At 68.6% G+C, this 23,621-nt stretch carries 21 protein-coding genes; 12 read left to right on the forward strand and 9 right to left on the reverse strand.

Going from position 1 to position 23,621, the window contains the following annotated elements:
* Positions 1-12: 12 nt before the first annotated feature.
* From map to BS329_RS13165, 4 genes are all read left to right on the forward strand, one after another.
* Positions 13-780, forward strand: a complete 768-nt coding sequence (gene map / locus BS329_RS13150; RefSeq protein ID WP_076159912.1) for a type I methionyl aminopeptidase — start codon at positions 13-15, stop codon at positions 778-780.
* Between the two features lie 9 nt (positions 781-789).
* A complete protein-coding gene (locus BS329_RS13155) occupies positions 790-1,302 on the forward strand; it encodes a GNAT family N-acetyltransferase (RefSeq protein WP_076159914.1) in 513 nt (170 codons plus the stop codon).
* Positions 1,303-1,434: 132 nt separating this feature from the next.
* The gene (locus BS329_RS13160; RefSeq protein ID WP_076159917.1) at positions 1,435-2,298 is read left to right on the forward strand and encodes an SDR family oxidoreductase; all 864 of its coding nucleotides are present in this window, start codon (positions 1,435-1,437) and stop codon (positions 2,296-2,298) included.
* A 117-nt stretch (positions 2,299-2,415) separates the two neighbouring features.
* Positions 2,416-3,471 (forward strand): alpha/beta fold hydrolase, encoded by a 1,056-nt coding sequence (locus BS329_RS13165; RefSeq protein WP_076159920.1) that lies wholly within the window; start codon positions 2,416-2,418, stop codon positions 3,469-3,471.
* Positions 3,472-3,486: 15 nt separating this feature from the next.
* Here BS329_RS13165 and BS329_RS13170 read toward each other — a convergent pair whose 3' ends face one another.
* The 5 genes from BS329_RS13170 to BS329_RS13190 form a co-directional block, all read right to left on the reverse strand.
* Complete coding sequence (locus tag BS329_RS13170; RefSeq protein ID WP_076160284.1) at positions 3,487-4,467, reverse strand: MASE1 domain-containing protein; 981 nt, start codon at positions 4,465-4,467, stop codon at positions 3,487-3,489.
* Positions 4,468-4,628: 161 nt separating this feature from the next.
* A complete protein-coding gene (locus BS329_RS13175) occupies positions 4,629-5,837 on the reverse strand; it encodes an acyl-CoA dehydrogenase family protein (RefSeq protein WP_076159922.1) in 1,209 nt (402 codons plus the stop codon).
* Positions 5,838-5,855: 18 nt separating this feature from the next.
* Positions 5,856-7,151 carry an acyl-CoA dehydrogenase family protein gene (locus BS329_RS13180; RefSeq protein WP_076159925.1) on the reverse strand — a complete coding sequence of 432 codons (1,296 nt, stop codon included), beginning with the start codon at positions 7,149-7,151 and terminating at the stop codon, positions 5,856-5,858.
* A gap of 325 nt (positions 7,152-7,476) precedes the next feature.
* Positions 7,477-8,664, reverse strand: a complete 1,188-nt coding sequence (locus tag BS329_RS13185) for a low temperature requirement protein A (protein WP_167480010.1) — start codon at positions 8,662-8,664, stop codon at positions 7,477-7,479.
* Between the two features lie 64 nt (positions 8,665-8,728).
* Positions 8,729-9,913, reverse strand: a complete 1,185-nt coding sequence (locus BS329_RS13190; RefSeq protein WP_076159928.1) for a TetR/AcrR family transcriptional regulator — start codon at positions 9,911-9,913, stop codon at positions 8,729-8,731.
* 146 nt (positions 9,914-10,059) lie between these two features.
* On the opposite strand from BS329_RS13190, the gene BS329_RS13195 reads away from it, so the two are divergent.
* Together BS329_RS13195 and BS329_RS13200 are read left to right on the forward strand one after the other, a co-directional pair.
* Complete coding sequence (locus BS329_RS13195; RefSeq protein ID WP_076159931.1) at positions 10,060-11,271, forward strand: acetyl-CoA C-acetyltransferase; 1,212 nt, start codon at positions 10,060-10,062, stop codon at positions 11,269-11,271.
* Between the two features lie 10 nt (positions 11,272-11,281).
* Positions 11,282-13,480 carry a 3-hydroxyacyl-CoA dehydrogenase NAD-binding domain-containing protein gene (locus tag BS329_RS13200; RefSeq protein ID WP_076159934.1) on the forward strand — a complete coding sequence of 733 codons (2,199 nt, stop codon included), beginning with the start codon at positions 11,282-11,284 and terminating at the stop codon, positions 13,478-13,480.
* Between the two features lie 57 nt (positions 13,481-13,537).
* Here the strand turns inward: BS329_RS13200 and BS329_RS13205 are convergent, their stop codons facing one another.
* The 3 genes from BS329_RS13205 to BS329_RS13215 all read right to left on the reverse strand — a co-directional run bounded on the left by BS329_RS13205 (position 13,538) and on the right by BS329_RS13215 (position 17,488).
* Positions 13,538-15,637 carry an MMPL family transporter gene (locus BS329_RS13205; RefSeq protein ID WP_076160289.1) on the reverse strand — a complete coding sequence of 700 codons (2,100 nt, stop codon included), beginning with the start codon at positions 15,635-15,637 and terminating at the stop codon, positions 13,538-13,540.
* Between the two features lie 109 nt (positions 15,638-15,746).
* Complete coding sequence (locus BS329_RS13210; protein WP_076159937.1) at positions 15,747-16,415, reverse strand: response regulator; 669 nt, start codon at positions 16,413-16,415, stop codon at positions 15,747-15,749.
* Complete coding sequence (locus tag BS329_RS13215; RefSeq protein ID WP_076159939.1) at positions 16,412-17,488, reverse strand: sensor histidine kinase; 1,077 nt, start codon at positions 17,486-17,488, stop codon at positions 16,412-16,414. The genes BS329_RS13210 and BS329_RS13215 overlap by 4 nt, the downstream gene beginning before the upstream one ends.
* 98 nt (positions 17,489-17,586) lie before the next feature.
* On the opposite strand from BS329_RS13215, the gene BS329_RS13220 reads away from it, so the two are divergent.
* The 6 genes from BS329_RS13220 to BS329_RS13245 all read left to right on the forward strand — a co-directional run bounded on the left by BS329_RS13220 (position 17,587) and on the right by BS329_RS13245 (position 22,000).
* Positions 17,587-18,144, forward strand: coding sequence for a helix-turn-helix domain-containing protein (locus BS329_RS13220; RefSeq protein ID WP_076159942.1), 558 nt, complete (start codon positions 17,587-17,589; stop codon positions 18,142-18,144).
* Complete coding sequence (locus tag BS329_RS13225) at positions 18,137-19,024, forward strand: SRPBCC family protein (protein ID WP_076159945.1); 888 nt, start codon at positions 18,137-18,139, stop codon at positions 19,022-19,024. The genes BS329_RS13220 and BS329_RS13225 overlap by 8 nt, the downstream gene beginning before the upstream one ends.
* Before the next feature lie 91 nt (positions 19,025-19,115).
* Positions 19,116-19,355: a hypothetical protein gene (locus BS329_RS44505; RefSeq protein WP_244197124.1), complete on the forward strand. Its 240-nt coding sequence runs from the start codon at positions 19,116-19,118 to the stop codon at positions 19,353-19,355.
* A 122-nt stretch (positions 19,356-19,477) separates the two neighbouring features.
* Positions 19,478-19,855 (forward strand): hypothetical protein, encoded by a 378-nt coding sequence (locus tag BS329_RS45500; RefSeq protein WP_425266360.1) that lies wholly within the window; start codon positions 19,478-19,480, stop codon positions 19,853-19,855.
* Positions 19,856-20,020: 165 nt separating this feature from the next.
* Entirely contained in the window at positions 20,021-20,515 is a 495-nt protein-coding gene (locus BS329_RS13240) for a DUF3761 domain-containing protein (protein ID WP_244197125.1), read from the forward strand.
* A gap of 63 nt (positions 20,516-20,578) precedes the next feature.
* A complete protein-coding gene (locus BS329_RS13245; protein WP_076159950.1) occupies positions 20,579-22,000 on the forward strand; it encodes an MFS transporter in 1,422 nt (473 codons plus the stop codon).
* 65 nt (positions 22,001-22,065) lie between these two features.
* Here the strand turns inward: BS329_RS13245 and BS329_RS13250 are convergent, their stop codons facing one another.
* The gene (locus tag BS329_RS13250; RefSeq protein ID WP_076159953.1) at positions 22,066-23,619 is read right to left on the reverse strand and encodes an acetolactate synthase large subunit; all 1,554 of its coding nucleotides are present in this window, start codon (positions 23,617-23,619) and stop codon (positions 22,066-22,068) included.
* Positions 23,620-23,621 lie beyond the last annotated feature (2 nt).

The raw sequence follows: 23,621 nt of genomic DNA on the forward strand, positions 1-23,621 counted from the left end.
ATAGTTATCGTCATGGTCGAGTTGAAATCCGCCGCCGAGCTGGACGCCCTGCGTGAGTCCGGCCGTGTCGTGGCACAGACGTTGCAAGCGGTGAAAGAGGCGTCGGCGATCGGCGTCAGCTTGAAGGAGCTGGACGAGATCGCCGCGCAGGTGATCAGGGACGCCGGCGCCAAACCGTCGTTCCTGCACTACCAGCCCCCTTCCGCCCCGACGCCGTTTCCCGCCGTGATCTGCGCGAGCGTCAACGACGCCGTGGTCCACGGCATCCCGTCGGACTACCGGCTCCGTGACGGTGACCTGGTCAGCATCGACTCCGGCGCCCACATCGACGGCTGGCACGGCGACTCGGCGATCAGCTACGTCGTCGGCGAGGCCGATCCGGCCGACCTCGAACTCATCGCGGCCACCGAACGCGCACTGGCCGCCGGTATCGCGGCCGCGATACCGGGCAACAAGATGGGCGACATCTCCCATGCCGTCGGCACCGTCGGCCGCGAGGCCGGGTACGGCCTGCTCGACGGCCACGGCGGTCACGGCATCGGCCGGGCGATGCACGAGGACCCGCATCTGCCGAACGAGGGCAGGCCGGGCCGCGGCATGCGGCTCAAGCCGGGGCTGGTGCTCGCGATCGAGCCGATGCTCATCGCCGACGGCGCCGACGACTACCGGATCGGCGAGGACGGCTGGACGCTGCACAGCATCAGCGGCTGCCGGGCCGCACACGTCGAACACACGGTCGCGATCACGACAGAAGGACCGCGTGTCCTCACCATGTTGTAGAACGGAAGGATGAGCGATTTCGTCATCCGACCGGGTGGTTCTGGGGACTTTCAAGCGTTGCTGGACATGTTCGACGAGGCCGTCGCCTGGCTGGTCGGACGCGGCAGTGAAGGCCAGTGGGGGACCGAGCCGTGGTCCACGATCCCCCAGCGGATCGAGCGGGTGCGCGAGATGGCCGACGGGCCGGGGCTGTACCTCGGCGAGGTGGGCGGCGAGGCGGCCGGGGCGATCATCCTCGGCGACCGGTTCCCGCACGTTCCGCCGGTCGAGGAGCCCGAAATCTACCTCGGCCTGTTGCTGACCTCGCGCAGGTTCTCCGGGCACCGGGTCGGCTCGCGGCTGATCGAGTTCGCGCTGGCCGAGGCGCGTGAACGCGGTATCGGGCTGGTGCGGGTCGATTGCTGGGCGGGCGGCGACGGCGACCTGCAGCGTTACTACGAGAGCCAGGGCTTCAAGCCGACCGAGCGCTTCGACGTCAAAGGCTGGATCGGGCAGGTGTTCGAGCAGCGGCCCTGGATTTAGGCTGGGGAGCGCAGCTCCTCCGTTGAGGGTGGTGGCGGGGGCATGGATGGATGGCGTTCTCGCGGCTTCGGGTGCACCATAGTTGACACATCGCCAACAGTGCCCCAGGCAGCGAAGTCGCAGAGGAGCCCCATGGTCAAGCGTGAACGTTCCCTGGCAGGCAAGGTCGTCGTGATCACCGGAGCGGCCCAGGGCATCGGAGCCGCCACCGCGACGGCCTTGTCCCGGCTCGGCGCCAAGGTGGTCATCGGCGACCTGGACCAGGTCCTCGCGGAGAAGACCGCGGCCGGACTGGGCGCGGAGGCGTTGCCGCTCGACGTCACCGACACCCAGGGCTTCACCGATTTCCTCGACGAGGTCGAGCGGCGTGTCGGCCCGATCGACGTGCTGATCAACAACGCGGGCATCATGCCGCTCGCGCCGCTCGACGAAGAGGACGACGCCGCGACCCGGCGCCTGCTCGAGATCAACCTGCACGCGGTCATCCACGGCACCAGGGAAGCCGTGAAACGGATGCGCCCGCGAGGCACCGGGCACATCGTCAACATCGCGTCGATGGCCGGAAAGGCCGGATTCCCCGGTGCCGCCACCTACTGCGCCACGAAACACGCCGTCGTCGGGTTGTCGGAATCGGTGCATCTGGAACTGCACGGAACGGGCGTGCTGGTCTCGTGCGTGATGCCCGCCGTCGTGCGCACGGAGCTGGCCAGCGGGCTCGGCGAGGCGAAGTTCTTCAAGTCGGTGCAGCCGGAAGATGTGGCGCAGGCCATTGTCGATGCGTTACGCCGTCCCAAATTCGACGTCTTCGTACCCGCGTCGCTGGACGCCATGGGCAGGATCACACGGCTGCTCCCCCGGCGCCTCGGCGAAGGGCTCCTCCGGGCACTCGGCGGTGACAAGATCTTGTCCTCCGCAACGCGTTCCAGCGCTCGCGCGGAGTACGAATCGCGTGCCGCGCGAAGTGCTCCGGCGGCGGAGAAAAACGCCGATTCCTGACTCGGACGGCCTAGCCACTGTCCGAAGTGGACGGCCTGTGCCGGTGACGGTGTTGAGTCGTGCGCCCGCACGCGGCAAGATTACCTCTCACCGCGTCGATTCCTCTGGAGGCACCTCATGGCAACACCCCCGGCACGGCTCGCCGCCGCCGCGTCGAACGTCGTCGGGAAGGTGCTGCACGGTGGTGTCGCCGATCTCCGCCCGGTGCCGCGGGTCCTGATCGACCAGGGCCCCAACCGTTCGGTGTACCGGCTGACGAACGGCAAGGACCCGGTGCCCGGCCCGCCGGTGCTGCTGGTGCCGCCGCTGGCCGCGCCCACGCTGTGCTTCGACCTGCGCCGCGGCTGCAGTCTCGCCGAGCACCTGGTCGACGGCGGCCGCAACACCTACCTGGTCGACTACGGGAACGTCGCCTTCTCCGACCGGCGCCTCGGCATCGAGCACTGGATCGACGAGGTGCTCCCGCGCGCGATCCGCAAGGTCAGCGAGGACTCCGGCGGCCAGGGCGTGCACGTCATCGCCTGGTGCCTCGGTGGCATCTTCTCCCTGCTGACCGCCGCCGACCAGCCTGATCTGCCGATCGAGTCGATCGCGACCATCGCGTCGCCGTTCGATTTCACCGCCATCCCGCTGATCGCCCCGTTCCGCCCGCTCGTGGACCTCACCGGAGGCCACCTGCTGACCCCGATCTACCGGGTGCTCGGCGGCGCACCGTCCTATTTGGTCAGCCGGGTCTTTCGCGTGACCGGGATCAGCAAGGAGATCACCAAACCTCTCGCGATCCTGAAGAATCTCGACGACCGGGACTACCTCGCGCAGATCGAGGCCGTCGACCACTTCATGGACAACATGATCGCCTACCCCGGGCGCACGTTCGGCCAGATCTACCACCGGTTCTTCCGCGCCAACGACCTGGCCGAGGGCACGGTGGACCTCAACGGCCGCATCATCGCGCTGTCCGGGGTCAAGGTGCCGACCCTGGTCATCGCCGGGCAGAACGACACGATCGCCCCGCGCGCGGCCGTCGAACGGCTCACCGATCTGCTGGACAACTCGCCGTCGGTGACCTTCGAGACCGCGCCCGGCGGGCATCTGGGCGTCCTCACCGGCCGGAAGGCACGCGGGACCACGTGGCGCTACCTCGACCGTTTCCTCGACGAGCAGGTCGCCTGAGGTCCAGTCGGCGAGTCAGTCGTCCTTGCGCTGGGTCATGGCACTGCGCAACGACTGGCGTGGCGCGATCATGTCGACCATTTCGGTGATCTGGAGCCAGGCTTCGGTGATCTCGGCGGTCGCGCGGTCGCGTTGCAGGACGATCGTGGACAGCACCAGTGCCGTCATCCCGACAGTGACGTCGAAGCCCTGTACGTGCAGCATGCGGGGGACAAGCTCGTAGGAACCGTAGGGGCCGTGCCCGCGTACGGCGGCGAAGATCGTGAGAGTGCAGACGCACAAGGAACACAGCAGAGCCCCCGCCTGCCGGAAGCGCAGCGCCGCCCAGACGAGCACCGGGAAGACCACGAACAGCTTGGCGGGCGCGGTGGACGCGAGGAGCGCCGCGCCGGTGCCTGCGATCGCCAGCGCGATCGCTTCGGCCCAGCGTGCGGGGGAGACGCGAGTCGGCAGTCGGAACCTTGGCGTCAGGAGCAGCAAAGGGGCGACGGTCAGAACGCCTATCGCGTCGCCGGTCCACCACACGAGCGCCGTCGGCCAGAAGTCCCCGGCGCCCAGTGCGCCGTCGAGGACCAGCACGCCGGTGCCCAGTCCGGCGCTGACGGCCGTGCCCCCGATCGCCCCGATCGTCACCAGGAGGACGGCGTCGGGAAGCCGGTCGAACTGGTTGCGGAAACCCAGCCGCCGCATCACCGCGTAGGCCAGCATCGGTCCGATCACGTTGCCCGCGGAGAGCATCGAGACGGTGGCCAGCGAGGGGCCGATCGCGATATTCGTGAGGAGGGCGCCGAGGAAGATCCCCGGCCAGAACCGAGGACCGAGCAGCATCGGCGCCGCCAGCGCGACCCCGGCCGCCGGCCACAGTGGCGAGATCTGCTCCCGCACGAGCGCCCACTGGATTCCGATCTGGCCGGTCGCGAAATAGCAGACCGTCACGGCGAGGACGACCAGACACCAGCGTGCGACGGGGGAGAGCTGTCGAGCGGCGAGCCTCATCGCGACTCCGGGCTTCGCGGACAGGGGAAGGTTCGAGAGTACCGCTGCCCGGTCGTCGCGGTGGTTCACTTGATGGTGTTGTCGTGATGGCGGAGTTTGTTGGGAATAAACAAGAAAGGGGCCCGTGCAGCTGCACGGGCCCCTTCACGGCACTTCGGACGCTACTTCAGCTCCGCGCTCGTCTTGCCCAGGATCCGGCGAGCCACGATCAGCTGCTGGATCTGCTGTGTACCCTCGAAAATGTCCAGGATCTTCGCGTCCCGGCTCCACTTCTCCAGCAGCGATTCCTCGGTGTAGCCCAAGGTTCCGGCCAGCTCGACACACTTCAGCGTGATCTCGACGACCGAGCGGCCCGCTTTCGCCTTGGCCATCGAGGCCTGCAACGAGTTCGGCTTGCGGTTGTCGGCCATCCACGCCGATTCCATGGTCAGCAGGTACGCCGACTCGTAGTCGGCCTCGAGCTGAAGGAACGTCGCGGCCGCGGCGTGCTGGCTGTGGACGGGCTTGTCGTAATCGATGGTCACGCCGGCGTCGGCGAGGATCTTCCTGGTCTCCTCCAGCGCCGCGCGGGCGACACCGATGGCCATGGCGGCGACCAGCGGACGGGTGTTGTCGAAGGTCTGCATGACCCCGGCGAAACCCTTGGCGGTGTCGATCTCCGGAGTGCCGAGGAGGTTTTCCTTGGGCACACGGACGTTTTCGAAACGCAGCACGGCGGTGTCGGAGGCGCGGATGCCGAGTTTGTGCTCGACGCGCACCACCTCGAAGCCGGGCGTGCCCTTCTCGACGACGAACGACTTGATCGCCGCGCGGCCCTTCGTCTTGTCCAGAGTGGCCCAGACGACGACGGCGTCGGCACGCTCGCCCGCGGTCACGAAGATCTTCTCGCCGTTGATCACGTACTCGTCGCCGTCGAGGCGCGCGGTCGCGGTGATCGCGGCCGAATCCGAGCCGCAGTCCGGTTCGGTGATCGCCATCGCGGCCCACAGCCCGGAGAACTTCTTGAGCTGCTCGTCGGTCGCGACCGAGCCGATGGCGGCGTTGCCGAGGCCCTGACGCGGCATCGACAGCAGCAGCCCCACGTCGCCCCAGCACATCTCGATCGTGCCGAGCACGATGTTGAGGTTGGAACCGTTGCGGTTGCCCGGTTTCTCGTTCTTCTCGGACCGGCGGACCCCCGCCGCGCCCGCGCCGCCCTCGCCGGAGGAGTTCAGGCCGTCCAGGAGCGCGGCGAACATGTCCAGTTCGGCCGGATAGGTGTGCTCGGCGCGGTCGTACTTGCGCGAGATCGGCCGGAACACCTCGGCCGCGGCCTGGTACGCCTGGTTGATCAGGGTGCCGGCCTTCTTCGGAACCTCAAGGTTGATCATGATTGCCTTTCGAAAGTCCTAGAGGAGGACGGCGCCTTCCATCACGCCGATCGCGCGGAGATCGCGGTACCAGCGCTCGACCGGGTGTTCCTTGACGAAGCCGTGCCCGCCGAGCAGCTGCACCCCGGCGCTGCCGATCTGCATTCCCTTGTCGGCGGCCAGTTTCCGGGCCAGCGCGACCTCGCGGGCGTACGGCTTGCCCTGTTCGGCGCGGGCGGCGGCGCGCAACGCGACCAGCCGCAGTCCTTCCAGCTCGATGGCGATGTCGGCCACCGAGAACGCGACAGCCTGCCGGTGACTCACCGGTTCGCCGAACGCCTTGCGCTCATTGACATACGGCACCACGTAGTCGAGGACGGCCTTCGCGGTACCGGCGGCGAGTGCGGCCCAGCCGAGCCGCGAGAGCCGGACGACCTCGGTGAAGACCTCGGCCTTGCCACCGCCGAGCAGTGCTCCGGCGGGCAGGGCGACCTTCTCCAGGTGCAGTTTCCCGGTCGCCGCGCCGCGCAGGCCCATCGCCGGTTCGGTCTCGATGGTGACGCCCGCGTTGGACGATTCCACGAGGAACAGCGCGGGACCGCGGCCTTCGAGGTCGGCCGAGACGATGAACAGTTCCGCGTCCGCGGCGCGGGGGACCAGCGACTTGACGCCGTCGAGCTGGTAGCCCTTCGGCGTGCGGCGGGCCTTGGTGGCCGGCTTGAACGGGTCGAACAACGCCGTGCGCTCCTGAAGCGCCAGCGCCGCGGCCGGGACGTTCTCGCCGACGAACGCGGGCAGGTAGTCCGCCTGCTGCTGCTCGTCGCCGTAGGCCACCAGCGCCGTGCTGACCGCGGACGGCGCGAGCACCGCGACCGCCAGGCCGAGGTCGCCGTGTGCGAGGGCCTCGGCGACCAGCGCGTTCGTGACGACCGACCGTTCGGTGCCGACGCCGCCCAGCTCCTCGGGGATGCCGACGAGCGTGATGCCGAGTTCGGCGGCGCGGCTCAGCAGACCCTCGGGCGCCTTGAGCTTCGCGTCGGCGTCGGCCGCCGCGGGCCGCAGCTGTTCGGCCGCGAACTCCGTCACGGTTTCGACGATGAGCTGCTGATCCTCGCTCGGGGTGAGGTCGAACAGCCCCGTGTCCTCGGCGGGCGCGAGCCGCGCCGGCTTGCCGGGCTTCGTGGCGGATTTGAAGGTCCGTCCCGCCGCGCCCGCGACCCGGAAGCCGTTGCGCGTTCCGGCACTGACCAGGTTCTGCACGGGCTTCCGAAGTCCGGCCCGGTCAATGACCTTGCTCCCGGCCAGCCGGGTGAGCGCGGACAGGCCGAAGCCCATCGCGTCTCGTTTCCTAGGCGCACCCACGGTGAGTCTCCCTGCCTCGCTTACCTACTCGCGAGTAGGTTAACCCTCCTCGGGCGGATGCGCTACTACGGGGGCGGCGAACGTCACGCTCATGAGTGATTCGGATGGTCCAGCGACCCGGATTACTCACGAGCCACCAGCTTTTCGCCGCGACCGTGGGCAGGGCCGGTCGCTCCGCCGAGCCGAGCGTGTCGCGAAAGCCACTTTCGGGACATCTGATGTCCCGAAAGTGGCTTTCGCGACACCGTCGACACCCTGGACGCGCGGACGCCGGACGCCGGACGGCAGTCTGCCAGGGTTACGGCGTCCCGCTCATCTCCCGCAGCATCCGAGCCGCTCCCGCCCGCTCGAACAGGACCAGCCCCGCCGCCGCCATCGCCACGACACCGACGAGCACGATCGCCGGCACCAGTTCCAGCAACGGCGTCGCGGCCGGCAGGGCGACCGCGAGCACCAGCCGCCGCACGTTCCACGCACCGAGGTTCCGCCGCCGCAGCCCGCTCAACGCGATCAGGTACAGCGCGAGCCCGCCGGTGAGTGCCCAGATCGGCGTCCCGTGCAGGCCGTCGGCGAGGCTGTGGTGTTCGGTGTCGGACACATACAGCAGCGACTTCTTCAGCCCCAGCGCCACGAGCACGATCCCGGCGATCAGCGGAAGGTGCAGGAACGTGTAGGTGTCCGTTCCGATTTGGACGCGCTCCACGCCGTCCGCACGCTTCAGGTTGCGCTCGGAAACGTGCGCGACGACGGCGAAGTACATCCACCACATCGCCGAAGCCAGCGTGAGCCCGAAGACGGCGGCCACGGTGATCGGCCACGACATCGGATACGAGCTGATCCCGATGCCGATCGCCACGATCGACTCGCCGAGCGCGATGATCACGATCAGCCCGAACCGCTCGGCGAAGTGGCCCGGTTGGTGCAGGCGCCAGTCCGAGGAGCGCGTCCGGAAGACGTTGAGGTAGTCGGCCAGCATCGCGACGGCCCAGATGCCGAGTTGCGCCCAGCCGGAGAAGAAGGCCGCGACGGTCAGCAACGCGACACTCGGCAGCAGGCCGACGAACATCTTCTGGATGACCTTGCGCAGATCCGGATCCGCTCGCGCGGCGCCGAAGTAGGCGATCAGGTGCAGCAGCCGGACGAGGAAGTAGCAGCCGACGAACATCAGTGGCGCGTACAGGCCGCCGGGCAGGTCGGTGAACGCCTCCGGGATGGTCAGCGACACCAGGAACATCGTCCCCATCGCGGCGAACATCGCCAGCCGTGCGATGCCCCGGTCGACGTGCAGGGTGTTGGCCAGCCAGACATAGCCGCACCAGCACCACCACAGTACGGCGATGATCGCCATCCCCTGTCCGATGCCGAGCGGGCTGAGGTGATCGGCCATCAGCTGGGTGGTCTGGGTGATGGCGTAGACGAAGACGAGGTCGAAGAAGAGCTCCAGCGGGGAGACCTTGTGGTCTTCGTCCCGGGTCACCAGATGCATGGGCACGCGCACATCGTGCCCTTCACTCCTTTGTGGCACACGCGAGTTTGCTCAAAGCTGACTTTCAGACGCCGAGCACCGCGTGCATCAGCGCCGTCAGCTCGGCCTCGATGTCCGGTCGGCCGTTCACCCGCCGGGTGCGCGCGAGGTCGTTCGCGATGGTCAGTGCCGCGTGGACGGTGATCTTCACTTCGCGCAGGCTCAGCTCCGGGCGGACTTCCGAAGCCAGCGCGATCCAGCGCGCGACGTAGTCCCGCTGGACCCGGATCAGGTCCGCCTTGTCACGTTCCGGCAGTTCCATCGGACTGCCGGAGAACGACACCAGCAGTTCGGGCGTGTGCAGCAGGGTGTGCACATAGGACGCCGCCAGCCTGCGCAGCGCGTCCCGCTCGTCGTCGGTCCGCAACGCGCGTTCCGCGGCGAGGGCCAGCCTGTCCGCCGCGCGGTGCCCGATCGCCACCATCAGCGCGGCCTTGCTGGGAAAGTGCCGGTACACGCTGGGTCCGGCGATCCCGGCGGCGGCGCCGATCTCCTCCATGCTCACCGCGCGGAACCCGCGTTGTCCGAACAGCTCGGTCGCGGCCGCGAGGATCTGCTCTCGCCGGGACGGCTCGCCGAGCGCGATCGACGGCGTCTCGGGGGACGGCTCGACGGGCTCGGGCAGTGTGACATGCAGCACCGACTCCGCCAGCTGCACCAGGATCTGCGCGAAGCGTTTCTTCGCCACGGACGTGTGATGGACGGACACGCTGCCGAAGACGCTCAGGCCCGCCCAGCACAGCAGCTCGGCGTCGTCGGCGGTCAGTTCGGGACGCAGCGCGAGCAAGGCCTTGGACCACGCGGCGAGCACCGCGCCCGACCGGCGGCGGATCTCCCGGCGGCCCTCCCGTGGCAGGTGCCTGCCCTCCCAGCGCCACAGCGCGGCGACCTCGCGCCGCTCCACGGCCTGCGCGGCGAGCGTGCCCAACAGGGCGTTGACCTGGGCGGGGACCGGTGTGTCGAGGTCGGCGAGCGTTTCGAGGGTCGCCGTCTCCATGTCGTCGATGCCGGACAACACGACGTAGGACAGCACCGCCTGCTTGTCCGCGAAATGCCGGTACAGCGCGGGCCCGGTGATCCCGGCCGCGGCGGCGATGTCGTTGATGCCGACCCCGTGGAACCCGCGGGCACGGAACAGCTCCGCGGCGAGGCCTGCCAGCTGGGCCTTGCGGTCGCGCGGTCGGGCTGCACGCTCGGTCGGATGATCCATAGGTGAACACACGATAGCGCCGGTTGCGTGCATCGCAACCCATTGACACCATGGGGTTATCGCGGTTTATGTTAATCGGCATTAGCATGGCTACTGGCCGGTACTTTTCATCCTGATACAGCGCCGTACGCGGAGGAGTTTTTTCTGTGAGTAGCGAGGCCTACATCTACGAGGCGATCCGTACGCCTCGCGGCAAGAACAAGGGCGGTGCCCTCCACGGCACCAAGCCGGTCGATCTCGTGGTCGGCCTCATCGAGGAGCTGAAGGCCCGGCACCCGAACCTCGACGCGAGCGTCATCGACGACATCATCCTCGGCGTGGTGTCCCCGGTCGGTGAGCAGGGCGCCGTGATCGCGCGCACCGCCGCGCTGAACGCGGGCCTTCCCGAAACGGTCGCCGGCGTACAGCTGAACCGCTTCTGTGCCTCCGGCCTCGAAGCCACCAACACCGCCGCGCAGAAGGTGCGCTCCGGCTGGGACCAGCTGATCATCGCGGGCGGCGTCGAATCGATGTCGCGGGTGCCGATGGGCTCCGACGGCGGCGCGCTGTTCATGGACCCCGCCACCGCGTACGACAACTACATCGTCCCGCAGGGCACCGGCGCCGACCTGATCGCGACCATCGAGGGCTTCTCCCGCGAAGACGTCGACGCGTGGGCCGTGCGCTCGCAGGAGAAGGCCGAAGCGGCCTGGTCCGGCGGCTACTTCGCGAAGTCCGTCGTCCCGGTGAAGGACATCAACGGCGTCACGATCCTCGACCACGACGAGCACCGTCGTCCCGGCAGCACCGTCGAGGGCCTCGGCAAGCTCAAGCCCGCCTTCGCCGGCATCGGTGAGCTGGGCGGCTTCGACGCCGTCGCGCTGCAGAAGTACCACTCGGTCGAGCGCATCAACCACGTGCACACCGGCGGCAACTCGTCCGGCATCGTGGACGGCGCCGCCGTCGTCCTGGTCGGCAACGAGCAGATCGGCAAGGACTTCGGCCTGACCCCGCGCGCCCGCATCGTGGCGACCGCGACCGTCGGCTCCGAGCCCACGATCATGCTCACCGGCCCGACCCCGGCCACCGAGAAGGTCCTCAAGATCGCCGGTCTCACCCCGGACGACATCGACCTGTGGGAGCTGAACGAGGCCTTCGCCTCGGTCGTCCTCAAGTGGATCAAGGACCTGCGCCTCGACGAGGAGAAGGTCAACGTCAACGGCGGCGCCATCGCGATGGGGCACCCGCTGGGCGCCACCGGCGCGATGCTGGTCGGCACCGTCGTCGACGAGCTGGAGCGTCGTCAGGCGCGCCGCGCCCTGGTCACCCTGTGCATCGGCGGCGGCATGGGCGTCGCGACCATCATCGAGCGGGTCTGAGGAAGAGACAATGACTGAAGCGAAGACCATCCGCTGGGAGCAGGACGCCGACGGCATCGTCGTGCTCACCCTGGACGACCCGAAGCAGTCCGCCAACACGATGAACGCCGACTTCCGCGAGTCGCTCGGCGTGGTCGTGGACCGCCTGGAGGCGGAGAAGGACAGCATCACCGGTGTCGTCCTCACCTCGGCCAAGAAGACCTTCTTCGCCGGTGGTGACCTCAACGACCTGATCAAGGCCAAGCCGGAGAACGCGGCCGAGATCACCGAGAGCAGCGCCTTGATGAAGGGCCAGATGCGTCGGCTCGAGCAGCTGGGCAAGCCGGTCGTGGCCGCCATCAACGGCGCCGCGCTCGGCGGCGGCCTCGAAATCGCGCTCGCGACGCACCACCGCATCGCGGCCGACGTCAAGGGCAGCCAGATCGGCCTCCCCGAGGTCACCCTCGGCCTGCTCCCCGGCGGCGGTGGCGTGGTCCGCACCGTTCGCCTGCTCGGTATCCAGAGCGCGCTGCTGAACGTGCTGCTGCAAGGCCAGCGGCACCGCCCGGCCAAGGCGAAGGAACTCGGCCTCGTGCACGAGCTCGTCGGCACGGTCGAGGAACTGGTCCCGGCCGCGAAGGCGTGGATCAAGGCCAACCCCGAGGGCGGCGTGCAGCCGTGGGACGTCAAGGGCTACAAGATCCCGGGCGGCACCCCGTCGAACCCGAGCTTCGCGGCGAACCTGCCCGCGTTCCCGGCGAACCTGCGCAAGCAGATCAAGGGCGCGAACATGCCGGCCCCGCGGGCGATCCTGGCCGCGGCCATCGAGGGTTCGACGGTCGACTTCGACACCGCGATCACCGTCGAGACGCGTTACTTCATCAGCCTCGCCACCGGCCAGGTCTCGAAGAACATGACGAAGGCGTTCTTCTTCGACCTGCAGAGCATCAACTCCGGCGGCTCGCGGCCGGACGGCTTCGAGAAGTACACCGCCAAGAAGGTCGGCGTCGTCGGCGCGGGCATGATGGGCGCCGCGATCGCGTACGTCTCGGCGAAGGCCGGTATCGACGTCGTGCTCAAGGACGTCACGCTCGAAGGCGCCGAAAAGGGCAAGGGCTACGCGGTCAAGCTCGAAGAGAAGGCCCTCTCCCGCGGCAAGACCACGCAGGAGAAGTCCGACGCGCTGCTCGCCAAGATCAAGCCGACCGACAAGGCGGAGGACTTCGCCGGTGTCGACTTCGTGATCGAGGCCGTGTTCGAGAGCGTCGAGCTGAAGCACAAGGTGTTCCAGGAGATCGAGGGCTTCGTCAACCCGGACGCCGTGCTCGGCTCCAACACCTCGACCCTGCCGATCACCGCGCTCGCCGAGGGCGTGCAGCGGAGCGAGGACTTCATCGGGATCCACTTCTTCTCGCCGGTGGACAAGATGCCGCTGGTCGAGATCATCTGCGGTGAGAAGACCTCGCCCGCCACGCTGGCGAAGGTCTTCGACTACACGCTGCAGATCAAGAAGACCCCGATCGTCGTCAACGACAGCCGCGGCTTCTTCACCTCGCGTGTCATCGGCACGTTCCTCAACGAGGCCGTCGCCGCGCTGGGCGAGGGTGTCGAGCCCGCGTCGATCGAGCAGGCCGGTTCGCAGGCCGGCTACCCGGCCCCGCCGCTCCAGCTGATGGACGAGCTGACCCTGACGCTGCCGCGCAAGATCCGCAAGGAAACCCGCGAAGCGATCGAGGCCGCCGGCGGCACCTGGAACGCGCACGCGTCCGAGGGCGTCATCGACCGGATGGTGGAGGAATTCGACCGCAAGGGCCGTTCCACCGGCTCGGGCTTCTACGACTACGACGAGGCGGGCAAGCGGACCGGTCTCTGGCCGGGCCTGCGTGACGCTTTCACAGTGCCTGGCGGGACACCCGCACCCGGGCTTGGCAGCGCCGAGGTTCCCTTCGAGGACCTCAAGGAGCGCATGCTGTTCGCCGAGGCGCTCGAGACCGTGAAGTGCTTCGACGAAGGTGTGCTGACCACCGTCGCCGACGCCAACATCGGCTCGATCTTCGGCATCGGCTTCCCGGCGTGGACCGGTGGTGTCATCCAGTACATCAACCAGTACGAGGGTGGCCTGCAGGGCTTTGTCGACCGTTCGCGCCAGCTGGCCGAGCGCTACGGCGACCACTTCACCCCGCCCGCTTCGCTGGTCGAGAAGGCCGCGAAGGGCGAGATCTACGAATAAGCGCGTGACAGGAAAGGCCCCTTTTCGCAATGAAGGGGCCTTTCCTGTCGTCCAGGGTCAGCGGGACGAAGGTTCCAGCGCCACGTGCGGCAGCCGCCGATCCAGCCAGCGCGGCAGCCACCAGGCGCGTGCCCCGAGCAGCCGCATCACCGCGGGCACCACGAGACAGCGGATGACGAACGCGTCCACCAGGACCGCCACCGCGAGCCCGAGGCCGAACTGCGCCAGCATCCGATCCGGGTTGAGCAGGAAGGCCCCGAACACCAGGATCATGATCACCGCCGCGGCCGTGATCACCCCACCGGTGGAGGCGAGCCCCTCACGGACGGCGTGGCGCGCGTCGCCGGTGCGCCGCCATTCCTCGTGCATCCGGGACACCAGGAACACCTCGTAGTCCATGGAAAGCCCGAACACGATCGCGAAGATCAGCACCGGCACGAACGCCTCGATCGGTCCCGGCTGCGTTCCGAACAGGCCGTCGCCGAACACGGCCGTCATCACGCCGAGCGCGGCGCCGATGCTCAGCAGGTTCAGCACGGCCGCCTTGAGCGGGATCAGGATCGAGCGGAACACCACCATCAGCAGCAAGGCCGACAGTCCGACGACCACCAGGACGAACAGCGGCAACCGGTCGCCGACGGCGTCCGCGAAGTCCACGGCCGCCGCGACACTCCCGCCGACCAGGTACTCGCCGGGCAGACTCGGCAGCACCTCGGTCCGCAGCCGCTCGACCAGTTCACCGGTCACCTCGTCCTGTGGCGAAGACGCGGGGAACGCGAGCACCGTCGTGACGCCCTGCCCGATCGGCGGTGTCACTCCGGCGATGCCCGGCGTGTCTTCGAGTTTCCGTTGCAGCGCAACGCCGTCACCGTTCTCCGTGACCACGATCAACGGCTCGCTGAAGCCGGGGCCGAAGCCTTCCGACATCAGGTCGTAGGCCTTCCGGGTGGTCGACGTCCCCGGATCCGTGCCGGCGTCCGCGAAGCCGAGGCGCATGCCGAGGGCCGGGAGGGCGAGTCCGATGAGGACGATCAGGCCGATGGCGAGCGGGACCAGCGGCCGCCGCTGCACCGCGTCACCGAGGTTGCCCCAGACCTTGCCGTGTTCGCGCTTCTCGGCGTGTTCGCGGATGCCCTTCTCCAGGCGGCGGCCGAAAAGGGAGAGCAACGCGGGCAGCAGGGTGATCGACGCGAGCATCGTCACCAGAACGGTCAGCGCCACCGCGAGGGCGACGCCGCGCAGCGAGCCGAGACCGAGCGCGAGCAGGCCCAGCAGCGCGATGATCACCGTGCCACCGGCGAACAACACCGAACGCCCCGCGGTGTCGAGAGCGCGCCGCGCCGCCTGTTCACGGTCGAGCCCACCCAGGATCTCACCGCGATAGCGGGAAAAGATGAGCAGCGCGTAGTCAACGCCGACACCGAACCCGACCAGCATCATCAGCGGCGCGGTGTAGCTCGCGATGTCGACGAACCTGCTGACGAGCACGATCACGCCGAGCGTGCTGCCCACGGCGAAGATCGCCGCGATCACCGGGAGCCCCGCGGCGAGGACCGAGCGGAACAGGAACACGAGCACCACCAACGCGGCCAGCAACCCGATGCCCTCTGACGGCCCACCGCCTCCGCCGGTCCGCTTGATCGGCTCACCGCCGAGTTCGACCTGGAGCCCGGCTGCTTCCGCCTTCTTCGCGGTGTCGACGACACGCACGATGTCGTCGTACGGCAGGTCCTTCGACTCCTGGTCGAAAGCGATCGCGGCGTAACCGATCGTGCCTTCGCGCGAGACGGCCGACGGGTCGTCGAACGGACTCGTCACCGTCTTGACGTGCGGTTGGTTCCGGACTTCGGAGAGCATCGAGTCGATCGGCCCGCGTGCGGTCGTGAGCCCGTTTTCGGTCTTGAAGACGATCTCGGCGGTCGCCCCGGTCTGCGCGGGAGCCTGTGCCTTGAACAGGTCCATGATCTGCTGGGATTCGGTACCTGGCAGGGAATGATCGTCGTGGTAGGCGCTGCCCGCCAGCTGTGAACCGACGGTGACGCCGACAAGGGTGAGCAGCCAGAGCGAAACAGCGAGCCAGCGGTGGCGCTGCGACCAGCCTGCCAGCCGCGAAAGGCCGCCCCCAGGCCGCCTTTCGGAGCGCGTGATGGTGTCCATGGCGGAAAGCATCGGCTTTTCCCGCCCGCATGTCGTCGGGCTCCGGCTGGCACTCCGGCCACAACTTCTGGGTACCCCTAAGGCGCTTCCCGTACTACCGGGGTTGTGGTCACGGGGTCAACCAGCGAGGGGTGACCATGCCCGATTCATAGGCCAGCACGACGAGTTGCGCTCGGTCGCGGACGTCCACTTTGGTCATGATCCGGCTGACATGCGTCTTCGCCGTCGCCGGGCTGAGCACGAGTTCCTTCGCGATCTCGTTGTTGGACAGCCCGGCCGCGACCAGGCTCATCACCTCACGTTCCCGTTCGGTGAGCCGGTTCAGCACCGGCGAGGGGCCGGGACGGGCCACCCGGCCGGCGAATTCGGAGATCAGGCGGCGGGTGATCGACGGCGCGAGCAGCGCGTCGCCCCTCGCGACCACGCGGACGCCGTGGATCAGTTCCTCCGGTTCGGTGTCCTTGACCAGGAATCCGCTGGCGCCCGCGCGCAGCGCACCGTAGACCTCCTCGTCGAGGTCGAAAGTGGTGAGGATGACGACTTTGAGGCCGGTCAGCGCCGGGTCTTCGAGCAGATGCCGGGTCGCGGTGAGCCCGTCCATCCCCGGCATGCGGATGTCCATCAGGACCACGTCGGGCTGGTGTTCGTGCGCGGCTTCGAGGGACTCGTGCCCGTCGGCGGCCTCCGCGACGACCGTGATGTCGTCCTCACTGTCCAAAATGGATTTGAACCCGGCACGGACCAGCCGCTGGTCATCGACGAGCAGGACCCTGATCATTTCGCCGCCCGTGAAGGAAGCCGGGCGCGCACGCGGAATCCGCCGTCCTCGCGAGCGGACGCGGTCAGTTCGCCGCCGAGCGCCTCGGCGCGTTCGGTCATCCCGCGGATCCCGTTGCCGGGTTTCGCCGCGCCGCCCCGGCCGTCGTCGTCGATCTGCACGGACACATCATGGTCGGTGTAGCCGATCCGCACCACGACGGTGTTCGCGGCGGCGTGGCGGGCGACGTTGGTCAACGCCTCCTGGACGACGCGGAAGGCTGCGTGCTCCACGTCCGGTGGCAGATCCCTTGCCGTGCCGTCGATCTCGGTCCGGACGGTGAGCCCGTGCGCGCTCGCCGACCCGGTCAGTGCGGTGACCCCGGCCAGGCTCGGCGTATCGGCTTGCCGCAGCATGCCCAAGGTGGCGCGGAGTTCCCGCAACGCGTCCTTGCTCGTCTGCTTGATCGTGGTGAGCGCCTCTTCGGACTTGGCCGGATCCTTACCGTGCAGAGCGGCGCCCGCCTGGACGTTGATGAGCGCGAGATTGTGCCCGAGGACGTCGTGCAGCTCGCGGGCGATCCGAAGCCGTTCGTCGGCCGCCCGGCGCTGTGCTTCGGCTTCTTTGGTGTGCTCGGCTTCGCGGCGGTAGTACGTCACGGCTCCGACCGCGACCAGCGCGACGAACCAGCCCGCCATCAGCAGGAACGCGAAGTCGTCCACCTGTCGTGCGGCGCCCGTCCGCGTTTCACCGATCGCGACACCGCCCATCGACGCCGCCGCCACGGCCGTCGCGCTGCGGATCCGTCCCGTCGACGCGTTGTTGTACAGCGCGAAGGCGAACGCGAGCAGCACGAACCCATCGGGATCGGTTCGCGGGTAGTAGATCGCGCAGCAAGCCGCGGTGAAGATGGTGACGGGGAGCGGATAGCGGCGGCGCAGGAACAATGCGGCGCAGGCGAGCACCGCGCAGGCCCAGCCGACGACCGCGTTGCGCGGTGGCTCGTCGCTGCCGCCGAGGGAGACCACGGCGGACCCCGCGAGCACCGCCAGGGTGACCGCGAGTTCCGCTGTGTACCGCCGCAGGAACGCCACACGACGAGAGTAGCGCGATCCAGCCTGATTGACAAAATAGATTTTTACGTTCAAACTTGTTTTTGTGATCGAGGTGGCGCTGTGAAAGACGTGACGCGGTGAAGGACGTGGAGTACCTGGAGCGGCTCGAGCAGGCGGAGGCGTTGCTGAAGCCGCAGCGGGTGGACATCCTGCGGCAACTGGCGGAGCCGCGTTCCTGCACCGAGGTGGCGGCGGTGCTGGAACAGACTCCGCAACGGGTCTATTACCACGTGAAACGGCTGGTGGAGGCCGGTCTCGTCACCCAGGTGTCGGAACGCAGGGTGCGCGGCATCAGTGAGGGCGTGTATCAGGCGAGCGCGCGTTCGTATTGGTTGTCGCCGGGGCTGGTCGGCCGGATCGGCCCGCGGGTGGCGCGGGACGAACTGAGCCTCGGCTATTTGGTGGACCTCATGGAGGAGGTCCAGTCGGATGTCGCCGCGCTCGACCGGGCCGCGCCGGAACTGCCGTCGATCGGCGTCTCCGGCGAGATCCGGGTGGAGCCGGAGCGGCGCCAGGAGTTCCTCGATGAACTGAAGACGACTTTGCAGGATCTGTTCACCCGCTACGGCGGCGCGGAAGGCGATGCCTTCAAACTCGCCGTGGCTTGTTACCCGAAAGGAGATAGCCGTGGCTGAAGCGGCGAGCTTCCAGGTGCGCGTGCGCGCGCCGATCAACGAGGTCTGGCACGCGCTGATCGACCCCGGAGCACTGCGCACGTGGTTTTCCGAACACGCGGAAGTCGACCTGCCGTCCCGTTACGAATTCTGGGGCCGTTACACGCCGGACGGCGAAGTTCCGCGTCAGCGGCTGTTGCTGGCGGAGGACTACGTCCTGCGGTTCGCCTGGACCGTCGATGATACGGAGACCGTCGTCGAACTCAAGCTGGCGGAAGACGGAGACGGGACATCGCTGTCGTACAGCCAGACCGGCCTGCCGGACTTCGACGCGATGATGGAGGATTCGGATTCGCCGCTCGGCATGATGCACACGTTCTGGGCGCTGGCGGCCGCGAACCTGGTCGACCACGTGGAAGGACGTCCGATCACGGCCCGCTGCGATCTCACCTCCCCGGTGATGCGGGAAGAAGTGCGCATCGCCGCGGCGCGACCTGAGGTCTACCGTTCGATCGTCGATCCCGCCGAGTTCACGCGCTGGTTCGGCGCGCGGATCGAGGTCGAGATGCGCGTCGGCGGACGCTGGGCGATGGGCTCGTTGGAGAACGACCCGGCCCCGGCGAAGATCGTCGATTTGGTGCCCGACGGGAGGATGACGCTCGCGTACGAGGAAGGCATGGTGACGTCCTGGGAACTCGAGGACTCCGGCGGTGGCACCAGGCTGACGTTCGTCCAAAGCGGATTCTCCGGTGAGAAGCCACCGTATGGCTCCTGGATGGGCTGGCTCAGCGGCCTGGCCGAGCTGCGCCGGTTCCACGAGATCGACATGTGGCTCCCGATCTGGGTCGACGTCCACCTTGACGGAATGCCCGAAGGACTCATCGCGCTGGAGGGGAAGTAGGAGAATCCGATGCTGCCGCGAAGGCAGGAACGCGATCGTCTACGGCGCCGCGGGAGGGGGTGGCGGTGCGGTGGCCCACGGGTTCGCGAGGGTGGGCGCGACAGTCCATCTCGTCGGTCGCACACTCGAGAAGCTCGACGCGCTCAACGAAACGGCCATCGACGAGCATGCCGCTTCGGTGGTTTCTTCGGCGGGAAGCGTCGATATCTCGATGAACGTGGTCACGCACAACGACGTCCAGGGCACCCCGCTGGTCGAGATGCCGTTGGCGGACTTCGGAAGCCCGGTACGGACGAACTTCCTGACCGCGCGGCGGCCGCCCGGCGCATGATCGGGCCGGGGGTCCGGGGTGATCCTGATGTTCGGCGGCGACGGCGATCCGCTGCCGGGGTACCACCTCGGCGGGCTGCAAGTCGCGTTCAGCGCGATGGAGGCGTTGCGGCGTGGGCTGGCGTGCGAACTCGGACCGCACGGCATTCGGGTGGTGACCCTGCGTACCCGCGGGGATCCCGGCGGCGATCCTCGCGGGGGCCGGACTCGACGACGCCATCCGCGACATGGTCGGCCGGCCTCGCCATCGTCGCCGCGTACGTCGTCGCGGGCGAACTCGCCGCGGCGAACGGCGACCACGAGGTGGCCTTCCGGCGGTACGAGGAGAAGTTCCGCGGCTACGCGAAGATCGCCCGCAGCGCCAACGCGGGCTCCACGATGCTCAAGCGGACCGCCTCCCCGGCGGACGTCGACCGCGTCGCCGCCTTCGCCGCTTCGGACCACGCGCGCCGCATGACGGCGACGGCGCTGAACATCAGTCGCGGCACGATGGTCGACTAGGGCGTGTCTTCCACACTGAGGTCGGCAGGTCAGGCGAGGACACGTGCGTTTCTCCTTGTCGGCCGGAGACCTCGGCCTGAGAGACACAGCCTGACCCACGTCCGGCAGTAACACCGGCGAACGATCTCCCGACTACGCGGCACCACCACGTGCCGGGAGGCCGTTATGTCGCAGAGAACGACGAAGCTGGGCATGGCTCTGGCGATCGTGCTTCTGGTCGCCGGGGGCTGCGGTGTGGGGACCGTGCCCGCCGAGCGGGTCACGCCGCAAAGCGGTTCGGTGTCGACGTCGGCGCCGTCGACCAGCAGCTGGGCGGCGCCCACCACGACCACGGCCACGCCGCCGACCACGACGACTCCGACACCGACGCCTCAGCAGTTCGTGCCGACGACCACGGCCGCGGTCGAGATGTCGAAGCAGGCCGAGCCGCCGCCGTCGAAGGCACGTCCCAAGACGACGCCCACGGCGAAGGCGCCGAGTCTGGCGGAGTGCGGAAGCGACTACTACCGCAACACCGACGGTGTCTGTGTCCACCGGCCGGCGACCGGAGCCGGCGCCGCCGACGGCGCGACCGCCCTCTGCAAGGACGGTTCCTATAGCTACAGCCAGAATCGCCGCGGCACTTGTTCAGGTCACGGCGGGGTGCGCACCTGGTTGTGATCCTGTCGGTGAACCGTTCACCAGGAAGGGTGGTGCTGGGTAAGGTCGGATCATGGGGCGCACATGGTGAAACCGGTCGACCGGGCACCGTCGCCCCGGGTCTTCGTCGTCGTACTCGCCACCTGCGGTCTGGTGGCCTCGTTCATGCAGACGCTCGTCGTCCCGCTGATCCCGGCGTTTCCCCGGCTGCTCAGCACGAGCCCGTCCGACGCGTCGTGGGTGGTGACGGCGACGCTGATCGCCGGGGCCGTGGTGATGCCGGTGAGCGGCAGGCTCGGCGACCTCTACGGCAAGCGCCGGTTGCTGCTGATCAGCCTGGGCTTCCTGGTCGCCGGTTCGGTGGTGTCCGCGCTGACCAGTTCGCTCGCGCTGATGGTCGTCGGCCGCGGGTTGCAAGGCTGCGCGATGGGCGCGATCCCGTTGGGGATCAGCATCATGCGCGACGAACTCGCGCCTGAACGCGTCGGCTCGGCGATTTCGGTGATGAGTTCGACGCTGGGGGTCGGCGGTGCCATCGGGCTTCCCGTGTCGGCGCTGGTCGCGCAGAACGCCGACTGGCATGTCCTCTTCTGGGCGTCGGCGGGGCTCGGGCTCGTATGCGGATTGCTGATCCTGTTCGTGGTGCCGGAGTCGCCGGTGAAAACACCCGCGCCGTTCGACTACCTCGGCGCGGTGGGGCTGACGGTCGGCCTGGTCTGCCTGCTGCTCCCGATCGTCAAAGGCGGCGAATGGGGCTGGGGCAGCGGCCGCACCCTCGGCTTCGCCGGGACCGCGGTGGTAATCCTGCTGATCTGGGGCTTCTACCAGCTTCGGCGCCGCGATCCGCTCGTGGACCTGCGGGTCTCCGCGCGGCGTCCGGTGCTGTTCACCAACCTGGCGTCGATCATGATCGGGTTCGCGCTGTACTCGCTGGCGCTGTCGTTCCCGCAGTTGCTGCAAGCACCCGCCTCGACCGGCTACGGCCTCGGCCTGATGATGGTGCAGGCCGGACTCTGCCTGGCACCGAACGGGGTGGTCATGTTCATGCTGTCGCCGGTTTCGGCCCGGCTCATCGAGCGCTACGGACCGCGCACGACACTGATGGTCGGCGCCACCACCATCGCGGCAGGCTATGTCTTCGCGACCTTGTTGATGGACAACGCCTTCGAGCTGATCACGGCCTCGATCATCATCGGTGGGGGCGTCGGCATCGCCTACGCGGCGATGCCCGCGCTGATCATGGGCTCGGTCCCGGTCACCGAAACCGCGTCCGCGAACGGGCTGAACTCGCTGATGCGGTCCGTCGGCACGTCGACGTCCAGCGCGGTGATGGCGACCATGCTCGCGTCGCTGGCGATCACCGTCGGTGGGGTTTCGGTCCCCTCCGCCGAGGGCTTCCGGATGAGTTTCGCGGTCGCCGCCGGTGCGGCGCTCCTGGGGCTCGCCTTGACCGCCTTCGTCCCGAAGCAACGCCAGCCCGAACCTCTGGTCGCCTCGGCCCACTAGCCCGCGTGACAGGAAGGCCCCTTCATCGCGAAATTCGCGATGAAGGGGCCTTTCCCGTCACGCACTCAGAACAGCGTCGGCACGATCGCGTCGATCAGGTGTGGTCCCGGCTCGGCCAGCGCGCGCTGGAACTGCTCGGCGAGTTCCTCCGCGGTCGTCGCCCGCGTCGCGGGAACGCCCATGCCCTCGGCGATCTTGACGAAGTCCAGGTCCGGCCGCGAGAGGTCGAGCAGCTCGTTCGCCTTGGGGCCGTCCGCGTCCGCGCCGACACGCTGCAACTCCAGCCGCAGGATGGCGTACGCACGGTTGTTCAGCAGGACCGTGGTGACGTCGAGATTCTCCCGCGCCTGCGTCCACAGCGCCGAAATGGTGTACAGCGCGCTGCCGTCGGACTGAAGGTTGATCACCGGCCGGTCCGGGGCGGCGACGGCCGCGCCGGTCGCGACGGGCATGCCGTAGCCGATCGCGCCGCCGGTCAGGGTCAGCACGTCGTGCCGTGGCGCTCCCGCGGTCGCGGCGGGCAGCAGCAGACCGGAGGTGTTGGCCTCGTCCGCGATGATCGCGCGCTCGGGCAGCAGCGCGCCGATCACCTCGACCCAGTTCTGTGGCGTCAGCGGCCCGGACGGCAGCGCGGGCCGCGCGGCCTCCTGCAACACCGGCTCCGTCTCCGCGGCGACCAGATCCGCGACGTCGTTCAGGGCACGCGGCACGTCCTGCCCGACTTCGGCCAGCACATGGACCTGCGCGCCTTCGGGAACCAGGTTGCTCGCCTTGCCGGGGTAAGCGAAGAACGACACAGGCGCCTTCGTCCCGGCGACGATCACGTGCTTGATCCCGTCGAGCTGGTATGCGACCTGCTCGGCAAGGTAACCCAGCCGCTCGATCGTCGGCAGGCCCGCACCGCGCTCGAGCCGCGCGGGGAACGTCTCGACGAACGTCTTCACCCCGGTCGCGGCGCCGATCCGGCTGGTCGCGCGCAACCCGGCTTCGCGACAGCCGCTGCCGCCGACGAGCAGCGCGACAGGTTCGCCGCTTGCCAGCACCTCGGCGATGTTCTTCACCGTCGTCGCGTCGACGGCCTGCGGGATCCGCGGCGGAATGGGTGCGCAGGTCTCGCCGCCCTCGCCCCAGGACGCGTCGGCGGGAAGGATCAGGGTCGCGATCTGCCCGGGTGCGTCCTGCGACGCCGCGACCGCCGCGGCGGCGTCGGCACCGACGTCCTTCGTGTGCTCGGAGCGGCGGACCCAGCCTTCGAGGGAACCGGCGACGGCTTCGATGTCCGATTCGAGCGGGGCGTCGTACCGCTTGTGGTAGGTCGCGTGATCGCCGATCACGTTGACGATCGGGGTGTGCGCGCGGCGCGCGTTGTGCAGGTTCGCCAGCCCGTTCCCGAGACCGGGGCCGAGGTGCAGCAGCGTGGCCGCCGGCTTGTCGGCGATACGCGCGTACCCGTCCGCGGCGCCGGTGACGACGCCTTCGAACAAGCCGAGCACGCCGCGCATCTCGGGCACGGTGTCGAGCGCCGCCACGAAGTGCATCTCCGAGGTGCCCGGATTCGAGAAGCACACGTCGACGCCACTGTCGACCAGCGTGCGGATCAGGGACTGGGCGCCGTTCATCT

Source organism: Amycolatopsis coloradensis (genome assembly GCF_001953865.1).
Taxonomy (GTDB): Bacteria; Actinomycetota; Actinomycetes; order Mycobacteriales; family Pseudonocardiaceae; genus Amycolatopsis; species Amycolatopsis coloradensis.